The sequence below is a fragment of the Acinetobacter pecorum genome, assembly GCF_014837015.1.
GTDB classification, from domain to species: Bacteria; Pseudomonadota; Gammaproteobacteria; order Pseudomonadales; family Moraxellaceae; genus Acinetobacter; species Acinetobacter pecorum.
In genome coordinates, this window is sequence record NZ_JACSPT010000004.1 from 178,274 (window position 1) to 198,102 (window position 19,829).

23 protein-coding genes are annotated in these 19,829 nt (G+C 42.2%); 15 read left to right on the forward strand and 8 right to left on the reverse strand.

All coding sequences use genetic code 11. The features are described from left to right. Window positions 1-31: 31 nt before the first annotated feature. From H9629_RS04870 to H9629_RS04880, 3 genes are all read right to left on the reverse strand, one after another. Window positions 32-301, reverse strand: coding sequence for a YARHG domain-containing protein (locus H9629_RS04870; protein ID WP_064095309.1), 270 nt, complete (start codon window positions 299-301; stop codon window positions 32-34). 86 nt (window positions 302-387) lie between these two features. Next, the gene (locus H9629_RS04875) at window positions 388-1,260 is read right to left on the reverse strand and encodes an NAD(P)-dependent oxidoreductase (RefSeq protein ID WP_064095310.1); all 873 of its coding nucleotides are present in this window, start codon (window positions 1,258-1,260) and stop codon (window positions 388-390) included. 69 nt (window positions 1,261-1,329) lie between these two features. Then, a complete protein-coding gene (locus H9629_RS04880) occupies window positions 1,330-2,427 on the reverse strand; it encodes an alpha/beta fold hydrolase (RefSeq protein ID WP_191730608.1) in 1,098 nt (365 codons plus the stop codon). Window positions 2,428-2,569: 142 nt separating this feature from the next. On the opposite strand from H9629_RS04880, the gene H9629_RS04885 reads away from it, so the two are divergent. The 9 genes from H9629_RS04885 (at window position 2,570) to trpB (ending at window position 10,288) form a co-directional block, all read left to right on the forward strand. Next, window positions 2,570-3,757 (forward strand): O-succinylhomoserine sulfhydrylase, encoded by a 1,188-nt coding sequence (locus H9629_RS04885; RefSeq protein ID WP_064095312.1) that lies wholly within the window; start codon window positions 2,570-2,572, stop codon window positions 3,755-3,757. A gap of 28 nt (window positions 3,758-3,785) precedes the next feature. Further along, on the forward strand, window positions 3,786-4,115 hold the full coding sequence (locus H9629_RS04890; protein WP_004731251.1) for a YbaB/EbfC family nucleoid-associated protein: 330 nt from the start codon (window positions 3,786-3,788) through the stop codon (window positions 4,113-4,115). 13 nt (window positions 4,116-4,128) lie between these two features. Then, window positions 4,129-4,725: a recombination mediator RecR gene (gene recR / locus H9629_RS04895; RefSeq protein WP_064095313.1), complete on the forward strand. Its 597-nt coding sequence runs from the start codon at window positions 4,129-4,131 to the stop codon at window positions 4,723-4,725. A gap of 190 nt (window positions 4,726-4,915) precedes the next feature. After that, window positions 4,916-6,058 (forward strand): ribonuclease D, encoded by a 1,143-nt coding sequence (locus tag H9629_RS04900; RefSeq protein ID WP_064095314.1) that lies wholly within the window; start codon window positions 4,916-4,918, stop codon window positions 6,056-6,058. A 130-nt stretch (window positions 6,059-6,188) separates the two neighbouring features. Next, on the forward strand, window positions 6,189-6,494 hold the full coding sequence (locus H9629_RS04905; protein ID WP_064095315.1) for a YcgL domain-containing protein: 306 nt from the start codon (window positions 6,189-6,191) through the stop codon (window positions 6,492-6,494). A 21-nt stretch (window positions 6,495-6,515) separates the two neighbouring features. After that, window positions 6,516-6,899, forward strand: coding sequence for a hypothetical protein (locus H9629_RS04910; RefSeq protein ID WP_064102658.1), 384 nt, complete (start codon window positions 6,516-6,518; stop codon window positions 6,897-6,899). A gap of 20 nt (window positions 6,900-6,919) precedes the next feature. Beyond that, window positions 6,920-7,771 carry an AAA family ATPase gene (locus H9629_RS04915; protein ID WP_064102657.1) on the forward strand — a complete coding sequence of 284 codons (852 nt, stop codon included), beginning with the start codon at window positions 6,920-6,922 and terminating at the stop codon, window positions 7,769-7,771. A 13-nt stretch (window positions 7,772-7,784) separates the two neighbouring features. Next, window positions 7,785-8,972, forward strand: a complete 1,188-nt coding sequence (locus H9629_RS04920; RefSeq protein ID WP_064095318.1) for a vWA domain-containing protein — start codon at window positions 7,785-7,787, stop codon at window positions 8,970-8,972. Between the two features lie 107 nt (window positions 8,973-9,079). Further along, complete coding sequence (gene trpB, locus H9629_RS04925) at window positions 9,080-10,288, forward strand: tryptophan synthase subunit beta (RefSeq protein WP_064095319.1); 1,209 nt, start codon at window positions 9,080-9,082, stop codon at window positions 10,286-10,288. Between the two features lie 143 nt (window positions 10,289-10,431). Here trpB and H9629_RS04930 read toward each other — a convergent pair whose 3' ends face one another. The 3 genes from H9629_RS04930 to H9629_RS04940 all read right to left on the reverse strand — a co-directional run bounded on the left by H9629_RS04930 (window position 10,432) and on the right by H9629_RS04940 (window position 11,733). Beyond that, on the reverse strand, window positions 10,432-10,863 hold the full coding sequence (locus H9629_RS04930) for a CBS domain-containing protein (RefSeq protein WP_064095320.1): 432 nt from the start codon (window positions 10,861-10,863) through the stop codon (window positions 10,432-10,434). A 104-nt stretch (window positions 10,864-10,967) separates the two neighbouring features. After that, window positions 10,968-11,348, reverse strand: coding sequence for a DUF2750 domain-containing protein (locus tag H9629_RS04935; RefSeq protein ID WP_064095321.1), 381 nt, complete (start codon window positions 11,346-11,348; stop codon window positions 10,968-10,970). A gap of 151 nt (window positions 11,349-11,499) precedes the next feature. Then, window positions 11,500-11,733 carry a hypothetical protein gene (locus H9629_RS04940; RefSeq protein ID WP_064095322.1) on the reverse strand — a complete coding sequence of 78 codons (234 nt, stop codon included), beginning with the start codon at window positions 11,731-11,733 and terminating at the stop codon, window positions 11,500-11,502. A 221-nt stretch (window positions 11,734-11,954) separates the two neighbouring features. On the opposite strand from H9629_RS04940, the gene H9629_RS04945 reads away from it, so the two are divergent. Next, on the forward strand, window positions 11,955-12,317 hold the full coding sequence (locus H9629_RS04945) for a hypothetical protein (protein ID WP_064095323.1): 363 nt from the start codon (window positions 11,955-11,957) through the stop codon (window positions 12,315-12,317). A 99-nt stretch (window positions 12,318-12,416) separates the two neighbouring features. Then, window positions 12,417-12,740: a hypothetical protein gene (locus tag H9629_RS04950; RefSeq protein ID WP_191730609.1), complete on the forward strand. Its 324-nt coding sequence runs from the start codon at window positions 12,417-12,419 to the stop codon at window positions 12,738-12,740. Here the strand turns inward: H9629_RS04950 and H9629_RS15625 are convergent. Next, entirely contained in the window at window positions 12,664-14,238 is a 1,575-nt protein-coding gene (locus H9629_RS15625; protein WP_144725506.1) for a M16 family metallopeptidase, read from the reverse strand. The genes H9629_RS04950 and H9629_RS15625 overlap by 77 nt on opposite strands. 12 nt (window positions 14,239-14,250) lie before the next feature. Continuing rightward, complete coding sequence (locus tag H9629_RS04960) at window positions 14,251-15,648, reverse strand: M16 family metallopeptidase (RefSeq protein WP_191730610.1); 1,398 nt, start codon at window positions 15,646-15,648, stop codon at window positions 14,251-14,253. A 177-nt stretch (window positions 15,649-15,825) separates the two neighbouring features. Here H9629_RS04960 and ftsY point away from each other — a divergent pair, with 177 nt between their 5' ends. The 4 genes from ftsY (at window position 15,826) to H9629_RS04980 (ending at window position 19,457) form a co-directional block, all read left to right on the forward strand. Further along, complete coding sequence (gene ftsY, locus H9629_RS04965) at window positions 15,826-16,929, forward strand: signal recognition particle-docking protein FtsY (RefSeq protein WP_064095325.1); 1,104 nt, start codon at window positions 15,826-15,828, stop codon at window positions 16,927-16,929. A gap of 176 nt (window positions 16,930-17,105) precedes the next feature. Next, window positions 17,106-17,795, forward strand: a complete 690-nt coding sequence (locus H9629_RS04970; RefSeq protein WP_191730611.1) for a nitroreductase family protein — start codon at window positions 17,106-17,108, stop codon at window positions 17,793-17,795. A 195-nt stretch (window positions 17,796-17,990) separates the two neighbouring features. Then, entirely contained in the window at window positions 17,991-18,584 is a 594-nt protein-coding gene (locus H9629_RS04975) for a nitroreductase family protein (RefSeq protein WP_144725500.1), read from the forward strand. A 210-nt stretch (window positions 18,585-18,794) separates the two neighbouring features. Continuing rightward, window positions 18,795-19,457 (forward strand): DUF2057 domain-containing protein, encoded by a 663-nt coding sequence (locus H9629_RS04980; RefSeq protein WP_064102653.1) that lies wholly within the window; start codon window positions 18,795-18,797, stop codon window positions 19,455-19,457. The last annotated feature ends 372 nt before the right edge of the window (window positions 19,458-19,829 follow it).

The following is a 19,829-nucleotide window of genomic DNA, read 5'->3' on the forward strand; positions in this document are numbered from 1 at the left end:
AAGTACATTCCTTGAGCGTCATTAAACTGAATTATTTACAGTTCAATTCTTTCTGACGTTCTTTGATCGCGTCAAGACGTTGTTGCTCTTTTTCCGAGAATTTTGGCTTGGTTGTATAACAATTATCATTACCGAACTTGGCTTTTGCTTCAGGATCTTTGAAACAGAAACCTTTAGACGCGTAAATTACGTCGTGATCATTTTTTAATTTTTTGCACTCTTGTTCAGATGCAAGAACCGATGTTGAAGCCCCGAACAAAGTTGCAAAGCCAATCAATGCTGCAACAGAAAATTTCTTCATGAGAGTTTCCTCTGGGTTATCCACTATTTGTACCTGCTTAACAGTCACAATATGAGGTTTCGTTATCATTATTCAATGGCGAGATATTACTCAATGGTAATATTACTCCATGATTCATACATTTTTACAGCACTGGAAAAATCACTGTTTTTATCCGATAGATCGCTAGCTGCCTGAATCAGGTTCTGGGTTAAAGATAACACAGGTGCAGAAAGTTTGGCTTCGCGGGCGAGATCGATTGCAATCCCGGTGTCTTTGGCCAGAAGTGGCAGGGCAAAGGTTACAGGAAAACTTCGATTTAAAATCCGCTGTGGCAATACGGTTTCGGTCACCATGCTTTTCCCACTTGAAGCATTAATGCAATCTAGTGCTTCATGCAGATTTACTCCATGTGCTTTCAGGGTAGTAAAGCCCTCAGCAACGGCACACAGGTTTACAGCCATTAACATATTATTTACCGCCTTCACAGCAAAACCCGCACCAGATTCACCCACATGCTTGATCAGTTTGCCAAAAGCCCGCATCGCAGGGAGAGCATGTTCATAACCCTGTACATTGCCACCCACCATCACAGTTAAAGTACCATTTTCAGCACCAATGGTCTGGCCACTGACAGGTGCATCCAGAAAAATCACCCCACGTTCAGCCAGTTGTACTGCCAGTTTTTGCGCTGAATCCGGTACGCCACTGGTACAGTCGACCCAGACTGAGCCGGATTTAAGCGGTAAATCTTCCAGAAGTTGCTCTACATCGGTACTGGTTGGCAGGCAGGAAAAAATCACATCTGCCTGAACAGCCTGTTCAAGGCTAACAGCCTGGGTGCCATATTCAGCAGCATGCTCTTCTGCCTTGTTGAAAGTACGGTTCCAGACATAGACCGTATCAAAATGCTTGGGTAAATGTGCTGCCATACGATAACCCATTGCACCTAAGCCGATAAATGCGACTGACTGAATCATGCTGTACCCTCTGCATATGTATAAATATATTGATAAGTTTGAATATTTTTACTGGTACTTAAATCTGCTTTAAGCGCCGAGACGTTTTGAGCGTTGCACCAGCCAGGTCGTCATTTTTGGCCAGAATGTATTGGCTGTTTTCTGATTGGACATCAGGCCGAGATGACCGCCTGGAATCAGAGTAAACGTCTTATCCTGGCTACTTGTCAAATCCAGCAATGGTCTGGCGGATGATTCTGTCACAATCTGGTCAGTTTGACCTGCACCTACCAAAAGGGAGCAGCTAATATTCTTGAGCTCAATGGTACGACCATTCAAAGTAATAGAACCCTGCTTTAATGGATTTTGTAGCCACAAATGCAGCATCATGTCCTGATTAATCCCACCTGGATAATCGATCATTTTATTCAGGAAATTTCCCATAGTTGCGTGTTCATAGACATCTTCGGCACGATCAAGATTTAGCAAAAACCGCTTTTGGCTTTTGAACCAGCCAATCGGGTCAAGTAATTTAAAGCCCAAGGCATTTAAAATACCCGGTGTATGAATATACTGTTTTGGAATCAGCCCTTGATGAATGGCCTGTTTTAGATTTTTATTTTTAGAAATCAGTTTATTGGTTGTAGAAAACAGTTTGCCGACACGTCCTGAAGCATAACTGTCAATCGGACTGCCGACTACGATCAGATTCTTGACATGTTCCGGCGAATGCAGGGCGGTATAAAGCGTGACAAATACGCCTGCCATACTCCAGCCATGTAGGGAAATCAGCTGACTACCTGAATGATTGCAGATCGTTTCAATAGACTGGGGAATAGCAGAATCGATAAAAGATAAAAAGTTCAGATGACGATGCTTAAAGTCAAAACGTTTCCACTCCACCAGATAGACATCAAAACCGCTATGCTGAAAATGCTTGACCAGTGAACGATAGGGATACAGGTCATAGATATCCATATTAACGGCCAGGGGAGCAATAAAGACCAATGGTTCCTTATATTTTTTGTCGGGTGAGGCGTAATATCGGATTTTGTAAAACTGGGTGCCAGCAATATATTCAAAAAGGGTTTTTTGCGACAGAATCAGTGAGGAGGCATTAAACACCCGGGTCTTGAGGTGTTTCAATTTTTTTTGCTGACGCTGAAAATTTTGTTTTAACTGAATCATGTAAATAAAATATCCGTATCCGCGGAAGGATTGATCGAAGTCTAAGCAATAATCGCTTATTATGCCTTGACCTGAAATAGCTTAGGCGCTCAAAATGTTGGCAATTTTTTACAAAAGGCAGCCTTAGGGCTGAAGTAAAGTGATGAGCCAGCAAGACGATATTAACTACCAATTAGAAACTTTAGCCATCCGTACTGGTCACACCCGTAGCTTTGAGGGTGAGCATGGCGAACCGATTTTTCTAACATCGTCATTTGTTTATGAAAATGCCGCAGAAGCTGCCGCAAAATTTTCAGGCCAAGAGCCGGGTAATATCTACTCTCGCTTTACTAACCCGACCGTTGCCATGTTTGAAAAGCGTCTGGCTGCTTTAGAAGGTGCAGAGCGCGCCGTTGCCACCAGTTCAGGTATGGCAGCGATTATGGCAGTAGCAATGGCATTTTTGAAAGCAGGCGATCATGTAATCTGTTCACGTGCAGTATTTGGTTCCACCGTTTCTTTATTTGAAAAATATGTTGCTAAATTCGGTGTAGCAGTTGATTTTGTCGACTTGACTGATCTGGATGCCTGGAAAAATGCCATCAAGCCTGAAACCAAATTACTTTTTGTAGAGTCTCCATCCAATCCGCTGGCAGAAGTGGCAGACATTCAAGCCCTGGCAGATATTGCCCATGCCAATAATGCTTTGCTGGCCATTGATAACAGCTTCTGTACCCCAGTATTACAACAACCAATCAAATTTGGTGCTGACCTCGTTGTATATTCAGCTACGAAGTACCTTGATGGTCAGGGTCGTGCATTAGGCGGTGCAGTCGTGGGTAATCACAAGGTACTGGAAGAAATCTTCGGTTATGTGCGTACTACCGGCCCGTCAATGAGCCCGTTCAATGCCTGGGTGTTCCTAAAAGGCTTGGAAACGCTACGCTTACGTATGCGTGAACATTCTGCCAGTGCTCAAAAACTGGCGGAATTTCTGAATGCGCATCCGAAAGTTGAAAAAGTGTATTACGCAGGTTTGCCTGAACATGTTGGTCATGCACTGGCAGCAAAACAGCAAACCGGTTTTGGCGGTATCGTGTCTTTTGAAGTGAAAGGTGGTCGTGAAGGCGCCTGGACAGTAATTGACAATACCAAGTTCATTTCAATTACTGGTAATCTGGGTGATGTGAAATCAACTATTACTCATCCGGCAACCACGACTCATGGCAAACTGTCTCCAGAAGCCAAGGCGGCAGCAGGTATCCGTGAAGGTTTAATTCGCGTTTCTGTTGGTTTGGAAGAGATTGGTGATATTATTCGTGATATTACTCGCGGTTTAGATCTTATCTAATTTTATAAATTTATGTTCGGAGATATTTATGAACATTAACATGTTGATGCAGCAAGCTCAGCGTATGCAAAAAGAAGTTGAAAATAACGTAAAAAAAGCCAAGGAAGAGCTGGCACAAACTGAAGTGCATGCGGAAGCGGGTGGTGGTCTGGTGAAAGTGACTATGACTTGCCGTAATGTAGTAAAGCGTATCGAAATCAATCCAGAATTACTTCAGGATGATCCAGACATGATTGAAGACCTGATTGCAGCTGCAATGAATGATGCAGCGCGTCAGGCAGAACTGGTTTCTGATGAAAGAATGAAAGCAGCAAATTCGGGCATGGGTTTACCACCTGGCTTGGCTGGCATGTTCTAAGGAAGAATGCGCAATGTTTAGTGATCGTTTTGATCAACTGGTTCAAGCATTACGCATATTGCCAAGCGTGGGGCCGAAATCGGCTCAGCGCATGGCATTGCACTTGATCATGAAAAATCGTGAGGGTGCAGTAGGTCTGGCACATGCCTTGACTGAGGCAACCAACCACATTCATGAATGCTCGATCTGTCATTCACTTACTGAAGATGAAGTCTGCAATATCTGTACGTCTCTTGATCGTGATGATGAACTGCTGTGCGTAGTGGAATCTCCGGCAGATGTGATGGCGATTGAACAAAGCGGCAGTTTTCGTGGTAAATATCATGTATTGGGCGGACATCTGTCTCCACTTGACGGGATTGGTCCGGAAGAAATTGGTATTCCGTATTTGTTGCAACGCTTGAGTCAGGGGCGGGTCAAAGAAGTGATTCTGGCCACCAATGCGACAGTTGAAGGGCAGGCCACGGCACATTATCTGGTAGAAGCCAGTAAACATTTGCCAATCCAGATGACCCGTATCGCACAAGGTGTACCGCAAGGCGGAGAACTGGAATATGTCGATAGTCACACTTTGAGTCAGGCTGTGCATAATCGTATGCGAATTAAGTAAAATATTAATTATCTTTTTTCGATATATAATATAAAAAATATATTATTAAGAAGTTTTAGTGTCTTATTATCTGCAGTTATCTGAGAAAAATGAAACAAATAGTTTAAGTAAGGCATAATATTTTTATATATAAATTCTATATATGGGGTAATATGGTTTTATCGAGCATCTAAATTTAGACTCAGTCTTTATGTTTCAATTTATTCAACACCAGCACGACTTAACTCCTGTACTGAAACTAATGGACCAGAATTCAGTTTACGGGTTGGATACCGAGTTTATCAAGGTCGATACCTTGTGGCCTAAGCTGGGTGTGTTCCAGATTAATGTAGACAACCAGGTTTATTTGCTGGATGGTACCACACTGGATTTGACTGAGTTCCTTAATAAAATTTTTGACGCACAGCAAAATATTTTTCATGCCTGTAGTGAAGATATCGACCTGATCTATCACTATACCCAGAAAAAATCGCTGAGTAATGTATTCGATACCCAGATCGGTATGTCATTTCTGGGACATGGTTTGCAAGTTAGCTATCAAAATGCACTCAAGCAGATGCTGGAAGTCGATATTGAAAAAGACCAGACCCGTTCTGACTGGCTGGCACGTCCACTCAGCTCAGACCAATTACTGTATGCGGCCAATGATGTGCATTATCTGGTACAACTGTCGGAAAAAATCAAACATGAGCTGGATGCGAAAGATCTGCTGGATTTTGCCTTACAGGATTGTCGTTTCCTGACACAGGAAATTGGTAAAGATACACCTACGGCCTTGTTGTATCAGGATGTTGGAAATTACCGGCATTCACGCCGTCAACTGATGCAATTGCAGCAATTGATGGTCTGGCGTGATCAGATTGCCAAAGCATTGAATCAGCCACGCAGTTTTATCCTGAAAAATTCGAGCATGATTGATCTGGTCGAAAAGTTTCCGCGCAATAATTTTCAGCTTAGCCATGTTAAAGATATTCGGGGCAATATTTTACGCGAACATGGCAAAACGATTTTAGATCTGTTGAAATTCCTGCCTGACCAGGCCGAATGGCCCTTACGCCTGGCACGTCCAATCCGCCACTCTTCCCGAGATATCGGCGACAGAATTGATGCAATTATTCAACATGTGGTCAATGAAACCTCGATTCCCAAAGAAGTGCTGATGCGCAAGAAATGGTTGAATGCACTGTATCAGCATGTAGTCTTTCACAAGGATGAACAGGATCTGCCGGATTATCTGCTTGGATGGCGCTATGAGTTATTAACTCGGCCCCTGATTGAGGTATTGCATCAGGATGAATCTTATCTGTCTACCCAGATGAAAGTCAGCGAGTGATTGGCTGCAGGATTGGTTAAAGAAAAAGCAATTATACAAAATCACGACTGATGCATGAGACGTGGCTAATGTTTCTGTCTTTTTTTTGATGTATCCTTGCGGTTGTTTTTCCAGAAAAGTCGTTTGAAATATGCAAGTGTCTATCTACAAATCCAGCAAAAAAAGTGAAATGTATCTGTATGTGGCGCGTCCTGCGAATGAAAGCGAAGCTGAAACATTCGAGCCTTTAAGTGTATTAACTGAAGCGGTACAGGCAGCATTTGGGCGTGCGACTTTTGTCATGCATCTTGAATTAAGCGAATCACGTAAACTGGCACGTGCCAATGTTCTGCATGTGATGGATTCTATTGAAACCCGCGGTTTCTTTCTGCAAATGCCGCCCGAAGGTTTAATTGACCCGAATGCTGTAGAGCCAGAAGGGCTTCGTGGTGCTTAATGTTAATTCAGGAGTTGTGAAATGAATGGTTATGTCGCTGTATTAGACTCAATTCCTGAACAGAGCATTGCCGTAGCAGTTTACCTGCTCGGCAGCTTGATTGCTTTATGGTGCTGGTATGGTGTGACCAAACGCTTGCCTAAACCTATGGGTGGTTTTTTGTGGATTATGGCCTTCGCTGTTTTGCTGACACCCACTGTGTCTGAGGGACCGAATGCTTCCATTGCACCCGCGATTTTTGGGCTGTTATTCGGGATGCTGACCAAAGAGCAGCCTTTAGTTTGGATTAATGCGTCACTTATTTTATTTGTCATTGGGATCGGTTCTGTGATTGGCTATTGCTGGTCGACTTATGTGTCGAACAAAAGCAATATTCGTGTTCACGAGAAAAGTTCACCGCTGTAAGTAAAAAATAAGGTTCAATCATGTCTGCTGATATTCAACAATTTTCAGGTACCGATCAGTACATTGCGACTGACAGTTTAAAACTTGCGGTGAAAGCTGCACGCAGTTTGCAAAAACCGTTACTGGTCAAAGGTGAGCCGGGTACAGGTAAAACTTTACTGGCCGAGCAAGTCGCACAAAGTCTGGGTTTAAAATTGATCACCTGGCACATTAAATCCACCACCAAAGCACAGCAAGGCCTGTATGAATACGATGCCGTATCGCGCCTGCGCGATAGTCAGTTGGGTGATGATCGTGTCTATGACATCAAGAACTACATTAAGCCTGGCAAATTGTGGGAAGCCTTTACCAGTGAAGAGCGCTGTGTCCTGCTGATTGATGAAATTGACAAGGCAGACATCGAGTTTCCAAATGACTTGCTGCATGAACTTGATAAAATGTCGTTCTATGTATACGAGACAGGCGAAACCATTACGGCAACACAGCGTCCAATCGTAATCATTACCTCAAATAATGAAAAAGAATTGCCAGATGCTTTCCTGCGCCGTTGCTTCTTCCATTACATCGAATTCCCGGATGAAGCCACTATGCGTGAAATCATCGATGTGCATTTTGCCAATATCTCTGCAACATTGGTGAATGAAGCCTTACAGGTATTCTTCCAACTTCGTAAAGTTCCGGGTTTAAAAAAACCACCTTCAACTTCTGAACTGATCGACTGGCTCAGCCTGCTCATGGCAGATGATATGCCGGAAGATATTCTGCGCAATACTGATAAATCCAAAGCAATTCCGCCTCTATACGGCGCCTTGATTAAAAATGAGCAAGATGTACAGTTGCTTGAACGTCTAGCATTTATGTCACGTCGTTAAGGGAGAAACACGCATGTTTGTGCGACTGTTTTATACCTTACGCAAATACGGCGTACCGGTATCGACCCGCGAATTGATTGACCTGAATCAGGCGGTTGCTGCAGGTCTGGTGTTTGCCGATCAGGACGAGTTCTATCAGCTGGTCAAAACCGTCATGGTCAAAGACGAGCGCTATTTCGACAAGTTCGATCGTGCCATGAAAGACTATTTTGATGGTATCGCGACCTTTGATCTGGATGAACTGCTAAATCAGGTGCATAAGCTGCCCAAAGACTGGTTCGATCTCGAATTACTCGAGAAGCATCTGACCCCGGAGCAGCGCGAAGAGCTGAAAAAAGCCGGATCGCTAGAAGAACTGATGAAAATGCTGGAAGAGCGTCTGCGCGAACAGCATAAAAAACATCAGGGCGGTAACAAGATGATTGGTACCGGTGGTACTTCACCCTTTGGTGCCTATGGCGATCATCCTGAAGGTGTGCGTATTGGCGGGCCGGGACGTAAGCGTTCTGCGGTGAAAGTCTGGGAGCAGCGTCAATACCGCAATCTGGATGATGAACAGATTTTGGGTAGCCGCCAGATGCAGATGGCATTGCGCCGTTTGCGTAAGTTTGCCCGTCAGGGTGCAGCCGAAGAACTGGATATTGATGGTACGATTCGTGAAACGGCCAAGCAGGGTATTCTGGATGTACAACTGGTGCCCGAGCGTCGTAACCGTATTAAAGTTTTAATGCTGTTCGATGTCGGTGGTTCGATGGATGCGCATATTGCCCAGTGTGAAAAGCTGTTCAGTGCTGCGAAAACCGAATTCAAAACCCTGGAATATTTTTATTTTCATAACTGTCTGTACGACTATGTCTGGAAAGATAATGTCCGTCGTTCCAGTTCACGCATGAATACCTGGGATTTGTTCAATACCTATGGCCGCGATTACCGCGTGATTGTGGTCGGTGATGCCAGTATGGCACCGTATGAGCTGAATTCTGTCGGTGGTTCGGTTGAATATATGAATGATGAAGCTGGACAGGTCTGGTTACAGCGTCTGCGTCAGCATTTTGATAAAACTGCCTGGCTGAATCCGGAAGAAGAAAAATACTGGCATTACACCCATACCATTGGTCTGATCCAGCAAATATTTGAAAATCATATGTTTCCAATGACGCTGAAAGGCATTGAAGACATGACCAAATATCTTGCGCGTTAATTCTATTTATCTATAAGTGACTTTAGTTAGAGTTATTAGTGATTTAAAACAAATTATTCTAGTATAAAGTCACTCATTATCTTTTATTTAAAATCTCGGGCATGATTATGACTCATCAAATTAATGGTATTGCATTACCCAATGAAGAAGGTTTTTTTGGTCGATATGGCGGTCAGTTTATTCCACCCGATCTGAAACAGGCCATGGATGATATTAATGTGGCCTATCAGGAAATTCGTCAGACTGAAGAATTTCAGAATGAACTGAAAGACCTGTTTGCTCATTATGTCGGTCGTCCAAGTCCACTATTTCATGCCAAACGCCTTTCTGAACAGCTTGGCGGGGCGCAGATTTATCTGAAACGTGAAGATCTGAATCATACCGGCGCGCACAAGATCAATCACTGTCTGGGTGAAGCTTTACTGGCCAAATATATGGGCAAGACCAAAGTCATCGCAGAAACCGGTGCCGGCCAGCATGGTGTTGCTTTGGCAACTGCATGTGCCTTGGTGGGTATCCCATGTGAAATTCATATGGGGCAAGTGGATATCGAAAAAGAACATCCAAACGTCGTCAAGATGAAAATTCTGGGTGCCAAACTGATTTCTGTGACTCGCGGTACAGCTACGCTTAAAGATGCAGTCGATAGTGCTTTTGAAGAATATTTGAAAGATCCGAAAAATTACATCTATGCTATCGGTTCGGTGGTTGGACCGCACCCATTCCCGATGATGGTACGTGATTTTCAGTCGATTATTGGCGATGAAATTAAAGTTCAGACCAATGAACGTTTTGGTGCAAATCCTGATTACATCGTTGCTTGTGTTGGTGGTGGTTCTAATGCAGTCGGCGCATTCACTGCATTTTTAAATGAACCGGATGTGAAGCTGGTCGGTGTGGAGCCAGCAGGTCATGGTTTAGATACTGATATGCATTCAGCTACTTTGACCTTAGGTAAACCGAGCCAGTTACATGGTATGGCCTGTTATGTTCTGGAAAATGAACAAGGCGAGCCATTGCCAGTGCATTCAATTGCTTCTGGTCTGGATTACCCGGGTGTGGGACCACAGCATAGTTTGCTGAAAGATTTGGGGCGGGTCGAGTATACGACTGCGACCGACCAGGAATGTCTGGATGCATTTATGACACTGTCACGCGTAGAAGGTATTGTACCTGCACTGGAAAGTTCGCATGCGGTGGCTTGGGCCATTCGTGAAGCAGGGAAACTGCCAAAAGATACCAAGATTGTGGTGAACTTATCGGGCCGTGGTGATAAAGACTCAGATTATGTAGCAGAAAAACTCGGTTTAAACTGATTGTATTCAAAATGTTGATATAAAAAATCCCGGTACATGTGCCGGGATTTTTTATATCTCAAATATGATGGTTTATCTTTGTGTTGTTTAAATTTTGGATATTTACATGGTCTTTCTATGTTGGGGGGAGTGGTGATATTATTTTAACCTGAGATATATTGCTGTAATTGCTCAATCAGTTTGCGTTGGTCCTCCATAGCTGCTTTGACCAAATCTCCAATTGAAATCAAACCGATCAGTTTTTCATGTTCGACCACGGGTAAGTGACGCAGGTGGCGATCAGTCATCAGTGATAAACAGTCTTCTACCGTAGTGGCTGATGTCACGGTAATCACTTTAGAAGTCATAATCTCATTGACTGTAGTATCAAATGAGGTTCTTTGCATCAGGGCAATCTTACGGGTGTAATCCCGTTCTGACAAAATCCCCACCACGCTGTCTTCATGGGTGACTACCAGCGCCCCGATTCCTTTTTCGGCCATCAAGGTGATGGCCTCTAAAACTGTAGAATCTGGACGGATGGTATAAATAGCTTGATGCATTTTTTCACTGAGCACCTGTGCCACATTGGTCATGCTTAATCATCCTTATCGGTCAATTTATTATTAATCCTTGAGTATGTATTCAACCTGAACATCTCTAGGTTTTTAAGTTTTACTCTTTATAAATAGCATGTTATTTAAGCAATGTGCAGTCTTTGTTGCGAAAAAAATAGGTGACGCATTTGTGCAGCAGTTAGTTTAAGTCTGGTGCCATTGGTATTGCATAGGGCGGGTGTAACATTCAGTCGTGATAAGGTTGGTAATAATGCATTTTCAAAATCTTCAGAATTGATTTTACGTGGAATGTAATGTGGCCAATGTTGTTGAGCGTAATTTTGGGCATCGAGTGGATTAAGCCAAAATGGAAAGATGCAGTCTTCGTGGTCGCGCATCATTGCCCAACCTTTATGATATGCGCCCCATAGCTCGCCACAATTCATCATGGATTTCAGCATTGTAATCTTCAGAAGAAATTCTTTGCAGATCGGATCAATTTGAATAATTGTTCGTGGTTTCATTGGAATTAAGTGCTATTGGATGACAGCCCCTATTCTAGAAACTTTATAAGTAATTACTGTTTCAGCTTTGCAAGTAATCGTAAGAAAATATGTATTGATTGCGGTTTATTGAAAATATGGCTGAAAAAAACGCCACCTAGGTGACGTTCTTTTATGCTTTCATCGTGGCCATGTTTTGCCAGTACTGGGCTTTGAGTGAATCTCGTTCTACACGGAAACCTTGATAGTAAAGTTCTGCTAAAAAAAGTGCTGCTTTACCATGGCCGGCGCGAGCTGCTTCTTCAAGCTGTTTTACCGCATCGACAAAGTTCATTTGTGATTGAATGGTATTCACGGCATCTGCATACAGATGTTCCAGGTCATGCTGAGAGAATTGTTGAATCATATATAAACTCCTTAATTTTAATTATGATTTCAGGATAGACTTATGAGTCTAAATACAAATATAAATTAGTATTGTTAAACTAATATTACAAAATAATGGAAAAGTCAACTATTCGAATTTGTCTGTTTACTTCAGTTATAGTTTAACTGATTAAACTATACACAATTATAAATATTATTAAGCTACATTGTAAATGGATAGCAAACAACAAGGAGAAAGCCATGACGACAAGAACTTTAGATGGTGTGAAATTTGATATGCCGCCGACTGCAGGACAAATTATGGAGCTTGCAGATTTGCATCGCAAAAAGCTTGATGCTGCTATATTTAGTAAATACACCCATTTGGGTGAATATGGTCTGGCACAGCGCAAAGAAGTATATGATTTTACTCGTGAGCTGGACGAAAACCAGCGTGAGCAGTTTTATAAACTCTATAATGGCGAATTAGTCCGTATTGCAGATGAAGACCGCTTGCATCCACCTGAAGCAGAAGCAGGTTTAAGTAAATTTGCGATTCTACTCGTACTGGCAGTGGTAGCGGCGGTACTCTATTCTACAATTTTAACCAAAGCAATGAATTAAGCTTGGCATAAGCAGATTTTCAGTCCTTATGAATATTCGGTGTGCTGACTTGAACTTGTGCAATGGCAATCATACACTACCTTTAACCTGAGGTAGTGTATGTCTATAGAGTCAGAAAAACTAAATCAAATTTTCAGCAGAATTAATCTGGAACAGATTTATAATAGTGTTGTTATCTTTATTGTTGCGGTGATCCTGTTTTTAGCCGCATTTGCTTTATATCGTCCGTTGAGCATGTCGCAAGTTACTCAAATTCAGCAATTGTCTAAGCAGCAAAATCTTCCCCAAACTCAGGATATGGCACTCGCTCTGTTAGAGCAGCAGCATATCCGTCGTGGGCAATATCTTAAATTGATGCAGGCTTATCAGCAGGAGTCGTTACGGGTACGTCAGCTTCCACCGGTCTCTGTGGAGATGCGCTAGGTAGAGGACGAGCGGGCAAGTAAAAATTTGCATCAATCAAATTTTGTTCTAAACGCATTTCCAATGCAGTTTTATCCAGTTCTTTACTGACCACGATTAGTATTAAGCGATCAGGATGGAAGTGCTTGCGTATGGCATTTTGTACATCTGTAGCCGTGACTTGAGCCAAACGTTCTGAATAACTGGATAGATAATTACTTTGCTCGCTATAAAAGCCCATATTGCCTAACTGGGCATTGATAGTGGCATTACTGCTGTAAACGTTAGGGAAGGCACGCAGCATGCCGGCTTTGGTTTCTTCCAGACGCTGACCATCAATGGGTTGGCTAACGAAGTTGATAAATGCCCGATGTGCGACCTGAATGCTGTCTAGCAGTTGATCCTGACGTGTAGCATATTTGAAGCTGAATACTCCGGGCGACTGAGTAAAGCTGATTGAACTATAAGCTCCGTAGGTAAAACCTCGTTTTACCCGAAGCTCCTGCATGAGTACTGAATTAAAACCACCCCCCCCAAATATTCGATTAGCGATCTCTAAAGCCAGTTTATCCGTAGTAAAGCGGGTCGGTCCTAGATGTCCAAAGATGACATGTGCCTGAGACGATTTATAGGGTAAATGTACTACTTCAAAACCAGATTTAATCTCAGGCATTGGTAATGCTGCTGCTTTTTGTCCTTGAGGTAAATTGCCGGCAATTCGTTCAGATAGCTCGAGTGCCTGTTTAGGACTAAGTTTTCCGGTAATGGCAATATTCATATTTTGTGCTACCAGAAATTGATCACGGAATTTTTTTAATAACTCTGCGTTAATTTTTTTGGTACTGCCTTGGGTGCCAGTGACTGGTTCTGCATAAGGATGTTGACCATAAAGGGTGCGATAAAAACGGATATCCATCAGCCGGCTGGGGTTTTCCTGTAGTTGCTTTTGCCCTACTTGGGTATTACTTAAGGCTAAATTGATGCTGGACGGTTTAAATGACGCATTCTTTATAACTTCCATCATCATTGCTAAGGCGGGTTCTAATTTTTTTGGGTCTGAGAGCGTACGTAGACGAATTACGAACATGTCCCGATATGCTTGTACGCTGAATTGTGCACCAGTTTGGTCAAAAACAGCCGCTACCTGATTTGCGCTATATTTATCTGTGCCTTCACGCATCAGTTTGGCTGCCATATTTGACAGACCATACAGTCCTTTAGCAATTTCCTGATCACGGGCCGAGCCAGCATTGAAGGTCAGCTGGATATCTACCATTGGAAGATCTTGAGTTTCAACAAATAGCGTACGTACCTTGTAGCGATTATTCAGGTCATGAATATAAGGAGCCTGAAACTCACGTTGCGGATTGATATTTTTAAGACTTTGCAACAGAGGAATAGACTGTAACTGACTCGGATTATCATTTTGGGCAGGCTGATGGTTCAGATAGTTTTCTGCATGAATAGCCGTACTCAAACTTAAAACACAAATAAGCAAAATTGGATAAACTTGAAGCATTTATAATCCCCGTTACTGGGTGTTTTGTTCGGGTGAGAGATAAAGTGTGCTGAGGTTTTCTCTGACAAAGTAGGCATTGGCGACGCGCTGGATATCCTGAATACTGACGCTTTCAAAATGTTTTGGTAACTCATCCATCAGGCGATAACTCAGGCCATTAACCTCCAGATTTCCAATCATTCTGGCCTGTCCAGCCAGATCATCCTGACTATAAATCAGACTTGAAATAAAACGTGTACTGATGCGCTCCAGTTCTCGCTCGGAAATAGATTCAGTTTTTAGTAAATCAATTTCATCCTGAATTGCTGCTTGTGCTTCTGCCAGGCTAACACCTGAAACAGGAAGTGCTGAAATACCAAACAGGCTGTCACCACGATTATAAGGATCATAAGACACGCTGACAGAGGTCAGAATTTTACGATCTCTTATCAGGCGATCTTGCAGGCGGGAAGAAATCCCACTGTCCAAAAGACTGCGAATAATACTCAATGCATAGGCATCTTGCGGGTTTTTAGCTGTGGTTAATGATTTTACGTTCCAGGTCATATAAAGATTGGGTACTTGAACATTGCTGTTGATCTCCATATGCCGATAGCCTAGGCGTTCAAATTCTAGTACATCATTGCGCGCTGGGGTGGGGCGTGCGGGAATGTCAGCAAAATATTTTTGTACCTGAGCCAAAGCAGCTTCAGATTCGATATTTCCGACAATCACTAAAATAGCATTATTCGGGCTGTACCAGTCCCGGTACCATTTTTTGACATCATTCAACTGAATATTATTTAGGGTTTTCATATGTCCAATCACTGGCTGACGGTAGTGACTGGTCGGATAACTGATCCATTTAAACCGTTCAAAGGCTTGCGCCCGCGGATTGTCATCAGTACGCTGGCGCCGCTCTTCCATGACGACTTTAATTTCTGGCTCGAAGTCCTGCTGCCGCAGTAATAAATTGCTCATACGGTCAGACTCAAGTTCCAGTGCCATAGGAAAATAGGCTTTAGGATAAAGCTGATAATAATTGGTGTAATTGGTGAAGGTAGCGGCATTGATACTGCCGCCATAAATCCGGCTAAGACGGGTGAATTCATCATTTGGAACTTTATGGGTGCCTTTGAACATCATATGTTCAAGTGCGTGTGAAACTCCCAGAATATTCCCGGATTCATCACTACTGCCGACTTTATACCAGATTTGTGTCATTACCATGGGCGCACGATGGTCTTCCCGAATTATGACTTTTAAACCGTTACTTAACGTGGTTTCAAAAGTAGTCCGTGACAATTCACTTCGGGTTTGTGCCTGAGCTGGGCTAAAGCTCAGGCTAAACAAGACCGCTGCACCGAATGGATAGATCATCTGTTGGATCATTTGAGAGAAAGAGGAGACAGTAAAAAAGGTAGTGAACACTAGATCTCCCAAAATAGGCATTTGTATTTAGAGTTATTTTTAATAAATGCGTACTTGAAAGCAACCGAGAGCTGTAGCTTTTTGGTATGTTTGTCCAGCAATTGTATTGCTAGCTGCAAAGCAGGCAAGTTATGGTAGAATCTGGGTTTTTAACGCAATGCTTTTCAAGGATTCGGCATGCAACAGCAATCTAATGGGCAAAACAAATTTTTGATTGATGCTGATATCGGAGATGATGATGTCACATTACCGAGCTTACCTGCGGTCAATGTGCCTATCGTAGAAACGCCAAGCGAAGCAGCTGTAGTTTCTGCACCTGTTACCACAGAAACTGAAAATGAAGATTCTGCGGCAAAAGGTGGCTTCTTTAGCCGTATGAAAGAGGGTTTAACCAAAACCCGTAAGAACCTTGCCGATGGGATGGTCAATATCCTGATCGGTGGTAAAGAAATTGATGATGAATTATTAGAAGAAGTTGAAGAACAGCTTCTGGTGGCTGATATTGGTGTCGATGCAACCAAGACCATTATTACTAACCTGACTGAACGTACGGCACGTGGTGATTTGATCTATTCGCATTCACTCTATAAAGCACTTCAAGAAGAGTTGGTGGCTTTATTGGCACCACGGGTAAAACCGCTGCATATTGATCCAAACAAATCACCTTATGTAATTCTGGTGGTGGGTGTAAATGGTGTCGGTAAAACCACGACGATTGGCAAACTGGCCAAACGCCTACAAGGTGAAGGCAAGACTGTTATGCTGGCAGCAGGTGATACTTTCCGTGCAGCTGCAACGGAACAGCTACAGATCTGGGGTGAGCGTAATAATATTGCAGTCGTGGCTCAAGGTCATGGTGCTGACTCGGCTTCGGTCATTTTCGATGCTTTTGAAAGTGCCCGGGCCAAGGGTGTAGATGTATTGATTGCAGATACAGCGGGTCGTTTGCATAATAAAGGTCATTTGATGCAGGAATTGACCAAAGTAAAACGTGTCATGCAGAAAATTGATGCAACTGCACCGCATGAAGTCATGTTGGTGGTGGATGCCGGTACTGGCCAGAATGCCATTAATCAGGTTGAAATGTTTGATGAGGCAGTCGGCTTGACAGGTTTGACCATTACCAAACTGGATGGGACTGCCAAAGGTGGTGTGCTGTTTAATATCGCCAGTCGTACCCATGTGCCGATCCGGTTTATTGGTGTCGGTGAAAAAATTGATGATTTGCGTCCATTTTCCGCTAAGTCATTTGTCGCTGCATTGTTTGAAACTGAAAAATAAATAATGCGTTATAGTTCACACAAACTTCGCCAAGTGCGGAGTTTGTTGTTTTTAGCGGGTTTGAATGCTCTAAAAAGCAGCTTGAAAAAATTAAGCAAAGTTATTTAGCTTAATAAAACCATTATAATTCTACGGGATTATTCAGGCTGTTTTAGCTTGGTTTTGTGGGGTAGAAAATGGCATTGCTAGATAAGATTGGTCAGGTATTAACAAGCGATATAACCAAGGACTTTAAGTTTTCAAAAAAAAACAAACTGAATGATGATCTGGAGCTGACCTTTATTGATCAGTTAAAAAAGCGCCGTAGTATTTATGCGTTGGGTAAACGGGTGCATTATAGTCAGGCCTATCTTTGCGAAATCATTCAGGAAGCAGTGCGCAGTTGTCCTTCCGCCTACGATTCCCAAAGTACGCGCATTGCCGTGTTATTTGCAGATTCTCATCATCAATTCTGGGAAATTGTGAAACAGGTTCAGCGCCAGCATGTACCAGAGCATATTTATGAAGGAGTGGAGCTGAAACTGAATCAGTGTGCTGAAGCCTATGGCACGATTTTATTTTATGAAGATCAGTCCGTGATTCAACAATTGCAAAAGAAAATGCCATTAAATAGTGAAGATTTTTCAGCATGGTCTGAACAAACTTCCGGTATGGCACAATTTGCTGTATGGGCGACATTGGCAGATTCTGGCTTGGGAGCCTCCTTGCAGCATTATAATCCCCTAATTGATGAAAAAGTCGCTGAGCATTTTGACATCGACAAGAATTGGTTGTTGCGTGCCCAGCTGTGCTTTGGATCAATTGAGCAAACGGTAGAAGAAAAATTGCAACAGTTGGATCAGTACCGTTTTAAAATATTGAATTAAAACACTGTGAATAGAGTGGTAGTGAATAGCATGGTGGCTGTGATGAAGTCAGATCCATACCTGCTACTCAGATATAAATCCAAGCGTTATATAAATGAAACACAATGTTATCGAAATGCACCTGTTATGGGTGCTTAAAACACGTAGTATGACTTGATCGATTTATTAATAATCAAGGTATACAGAGGTGAATTCATGACATTTTTAGATCAGATGAAGAAACGCCGTAGCATTTATTCGATTGGAAAAAATGTAAAACTGGATCAGGCAGAAATCGAACAAATTATTAAAGATGCAGTGAAATTCAGTCCTTCATCTTTTAATTCGCAAACCTCACGTGTGGTCATTTTATTTGGTCAATCACATGATACCTTCTGGCATATTGTACGCGAAACTTTGCGTGACCTCGTGTCAGCAGATGCATTTGAGGCAACCAATAACAAGATCAATGCGTTTGCTGCAGGTTACGGTACTGCGCTATTCTATGAAGACCAGGATGTAGTGAAGTCGATGCAGGAGCAGTTCGCACTCTATGCCGATAATTTTCCGGTCTGGTCAGAGCATTCTTCTGCGATTGCACAGTTTGCAACCTGGACTGCTTTGGCAGAAGTAAATATTGGTGCTTCGTTACAGCATTACAACCCAATTATTGATGAAGAGGTCGCACGAACTTTCGATATACCGCCTTCCTGGAAACTTCGCGCTCAACTAGTATTTGGTTCAATAGAAGCACCTGCAGGTGAGAAAACCTTTATAGATGATGCGGAGCGATTCAAGACCTTTACCTAATCAGCTTTAATTAAAAAAACCAGATTAAAAGAAGCAGAGTAATGCTTCTTTTTTTATATATTGGAGTTGTGTTTACCTACTATCTAATATATCTAGCTGAATAAATTCTAGAAGTTCAGGCTGTATTATTTTCAACTTTTGTCATTGGATTGTCATTTAAAAGGCAGATAGTGCTTATTTTTAATAAACAACCAATAACGAGTAATGGATATGGATTTAGGTATTGCGGCAACAGCAGCAGTGTTTTTATTTAGTACATCGGCTTTTTCAGCTGTAACCGTTACAGTACCTGAAGAAATAAAAATTGTTGCCGTAAATGATCAGGAGGTAAAATCAGGTTTCTTGCGTTCAAATCAGGCTTATACCTTGAATGCGGGGGTAAATGCGATTAGCGTACGTTATAACGAATTTTTCCAGCACTCAGATAATTCACATGACATCTTGAAATCTGGCGTAGTTACTGTAAAAACACCTGAGCTGATCGAGGGTGAAACTTATAGGTTAACTTTGATGAACGCTCCTAAAGATTTTGAGGAAGCAAAAAATTATAAAGACCAGCCGATTATTGGGCTTTATGATGCAAAAAATCAGCTGCTGGTTCAGCAGATGGGAGCAAAAGAGACAGCCAGGCCATTATTTGGAAAAAGTATTTTAACCAGGTCTGTAGATTTAACTAGTAAAGCTGTGACTCCCGTCAATCAGTCTGCAGCAGTTTATACTCAGGTAACGGTAGCGCCGAAGACTGTAAATGTGAAAATAGCGGAAAATATGACAGGCAATCAGCTTGATCAGCAATTGATTCAGGTATGGCAGAAAGCATCTAAAGTTGAGCGTCAAAAATTCATGACTTGGCTTGTTGAACAGGCAAATTAAATAATCTTTCAAGAATCAAAAAGATCACTCTTAGGTGATCTTTTTTTATGAAGGCAGAAGAGTAAAATTAACATTTCCTTAAAATTTGCATGCTGAAATAGGTAGAAAAACTCAAAAAAAGTGTTAAAAATAGAGTTTTAGGTTAAAAAATAAACGTACGATGGTTTTTTCTGAATATTTTCAAGAAAAGCTCTTGCGCTTGTTTTGAAACTGTATAGAATACGCAGCACACCAACACAATGCATGAAACGAAACGTTAAGTAATTGGGTTGGAGCTTAAAACTGACGAAGTTTTAAGAAGATCATTAAGAGATTATGAAGAACAACTTGTGTGGATTTTTACTGGTTGATTGATCGAAATTATTTTCATTG

Bases quoted from the DNA above. Each gene is read 5' to 3' on its own strand.
- H9629_RS04870 (WP_064095309.1), bottom strand. From the start codon at position 301: ATGAAGAAATTTTCTGTTGCAGCATTGATTGGCTTTGCAACTTTGTTC.
- H9629_RS04940 (WP_064095322.1), bottom strand. From the start codon at position 11,733: ATGATTCAACAATTCTCTCAGCATGACCTGGAACATCTGTATGCAGAT.
- recR (WP_064095313.1), top strand. From the start codon at position 4,129: ATGTTTAGTGATCGTTTTGATCAACTGGTTCAAGCATTACGCATATTG.
- H9629_RS04880 (WP_191730608.1), bottom strand. From the start codon at position 2,427: ATGATTCAGTTAAAACAAAATTTTCAGCGTCAGCAAAAAAAATTGAAA.
- H9629_RS15625 (WP_144725506.1), bottom strand. From the start codon at position 14,238: ATGCTTCAAGTTTATCCAATTTTGCTTATTTGTGTTTTAAGTTTGAGT.
- H9629_RS04915 (WP_064102657.1), top strand. From the start codon at position 6,920: ATGTCTGCTGATATTCAACAATTTTCAGGTACCGATCAGTACATTGCG.
- H9629_RS04920 (WP_064095318.1), top strand. From the start codon at position 7,785: ATGTTTGTGCGACTGTTTTATACCTTACGCAAATACGGCGTACCGGTA.
- H9629_RS04970 (WP_191730611.1), top strand. From the start codon at position 17,106: ATGGCATTGCTAGATAAGATTGGTCAGGTATTAACAAGCGATATAACC.
- H9629_RS04945 (WP_064095323.1), top strand. From the start codon at position 11,955: ATGACGACAAGAACTTTAGATGGTGTGAAATTTGATATGCCGCCGACT.
- H9629_RS04885 (WP_064095312.1), top strand. From the start codon at position 2,570: ATGAGCCAGCAAGACGATATTAACTACCAATTAGAAACTTTAGCCATC.
- H9629_RS04935 (WP_064095321.1), bottom strand. From the start codon at position 11,348: ATGAAACCACGAACAATTATTCAAATTGATCCGATCTGCAAAGAATTT.
- ftsY (WP_064095325.1), top strand. From the start codon at position 15,826: ATGCAACAGCAATCTAATGGGCAAAACAAATTTTTGATTGATGCTGAT.
- H9629_RS04905 (WP_064095315.1), top strand. From the start codon at position 6,189: ATGCAAGTGTCTATCTACAAATCCAGCAAAAAAAGTGAAATGTATCTG.
- H9629_RS04875 (WP_064095310.1), bottom strand. From the start codon at position 1,260: ATGATTCAGTCAGTCGCATTTATCGGCTTAGGTGCAATGGGTTATCGT.
- H9629_RS04900 (WP_064095314.1), top strand. From the start codon at position 4,916: ATGTTTCAATTTATTCAACACCAGCACGACTTAACTCCTGTACTGAAA.
- H9629_RS04890 (WP_004731251.1), top strand. From the start codon at position 3,786: ATGAACATTAACATGTTGATGCAGCAAGCTCAGCGTATGCAAAAAGAA.
- H9629_RS04930 (WP_064095320.1), bottom strand. From the start codon at position 10,863: ATGACCAATGTGGCACAGGTGCTCAGTGAAAAAATGCATCAAGCTATT.
- H9629_RS04910 (WP_064102658.1), top strand. From the start codon at position 6,516: ATGAATGGTTATGTCGCTGTATTAGACTCAATTCCTGAACAGAGCATT.
- H9629_RS04950 (WP_191730609.1), top strand. From the start codon at position 12,417: ATGTCTATAGAGTCAGAAAAACTAAATCAAATTTTCAGCAGAATTAAT.
- trpB (WP_064095319.1), top strand. From the start codon at position 9,080: ATGACTCATCAAATTAATGGTATTGCATTACCCAATGAAGAAGGTTTT.
- H9629_RS04975 (WP_144725500.1), top strand. From the start codon at position 17,991: ATGACATTTTTAGATCAGATGAAGAAACGCCGTAGCATTTATTCGATT.
- H9629_RS04980 (WP_064102653.1), top strand. From the start codon at position 18,795: ATGGATTTAGGTATTGCGGCAACAGCAGCAGTGTTTTTATTTAGTACA.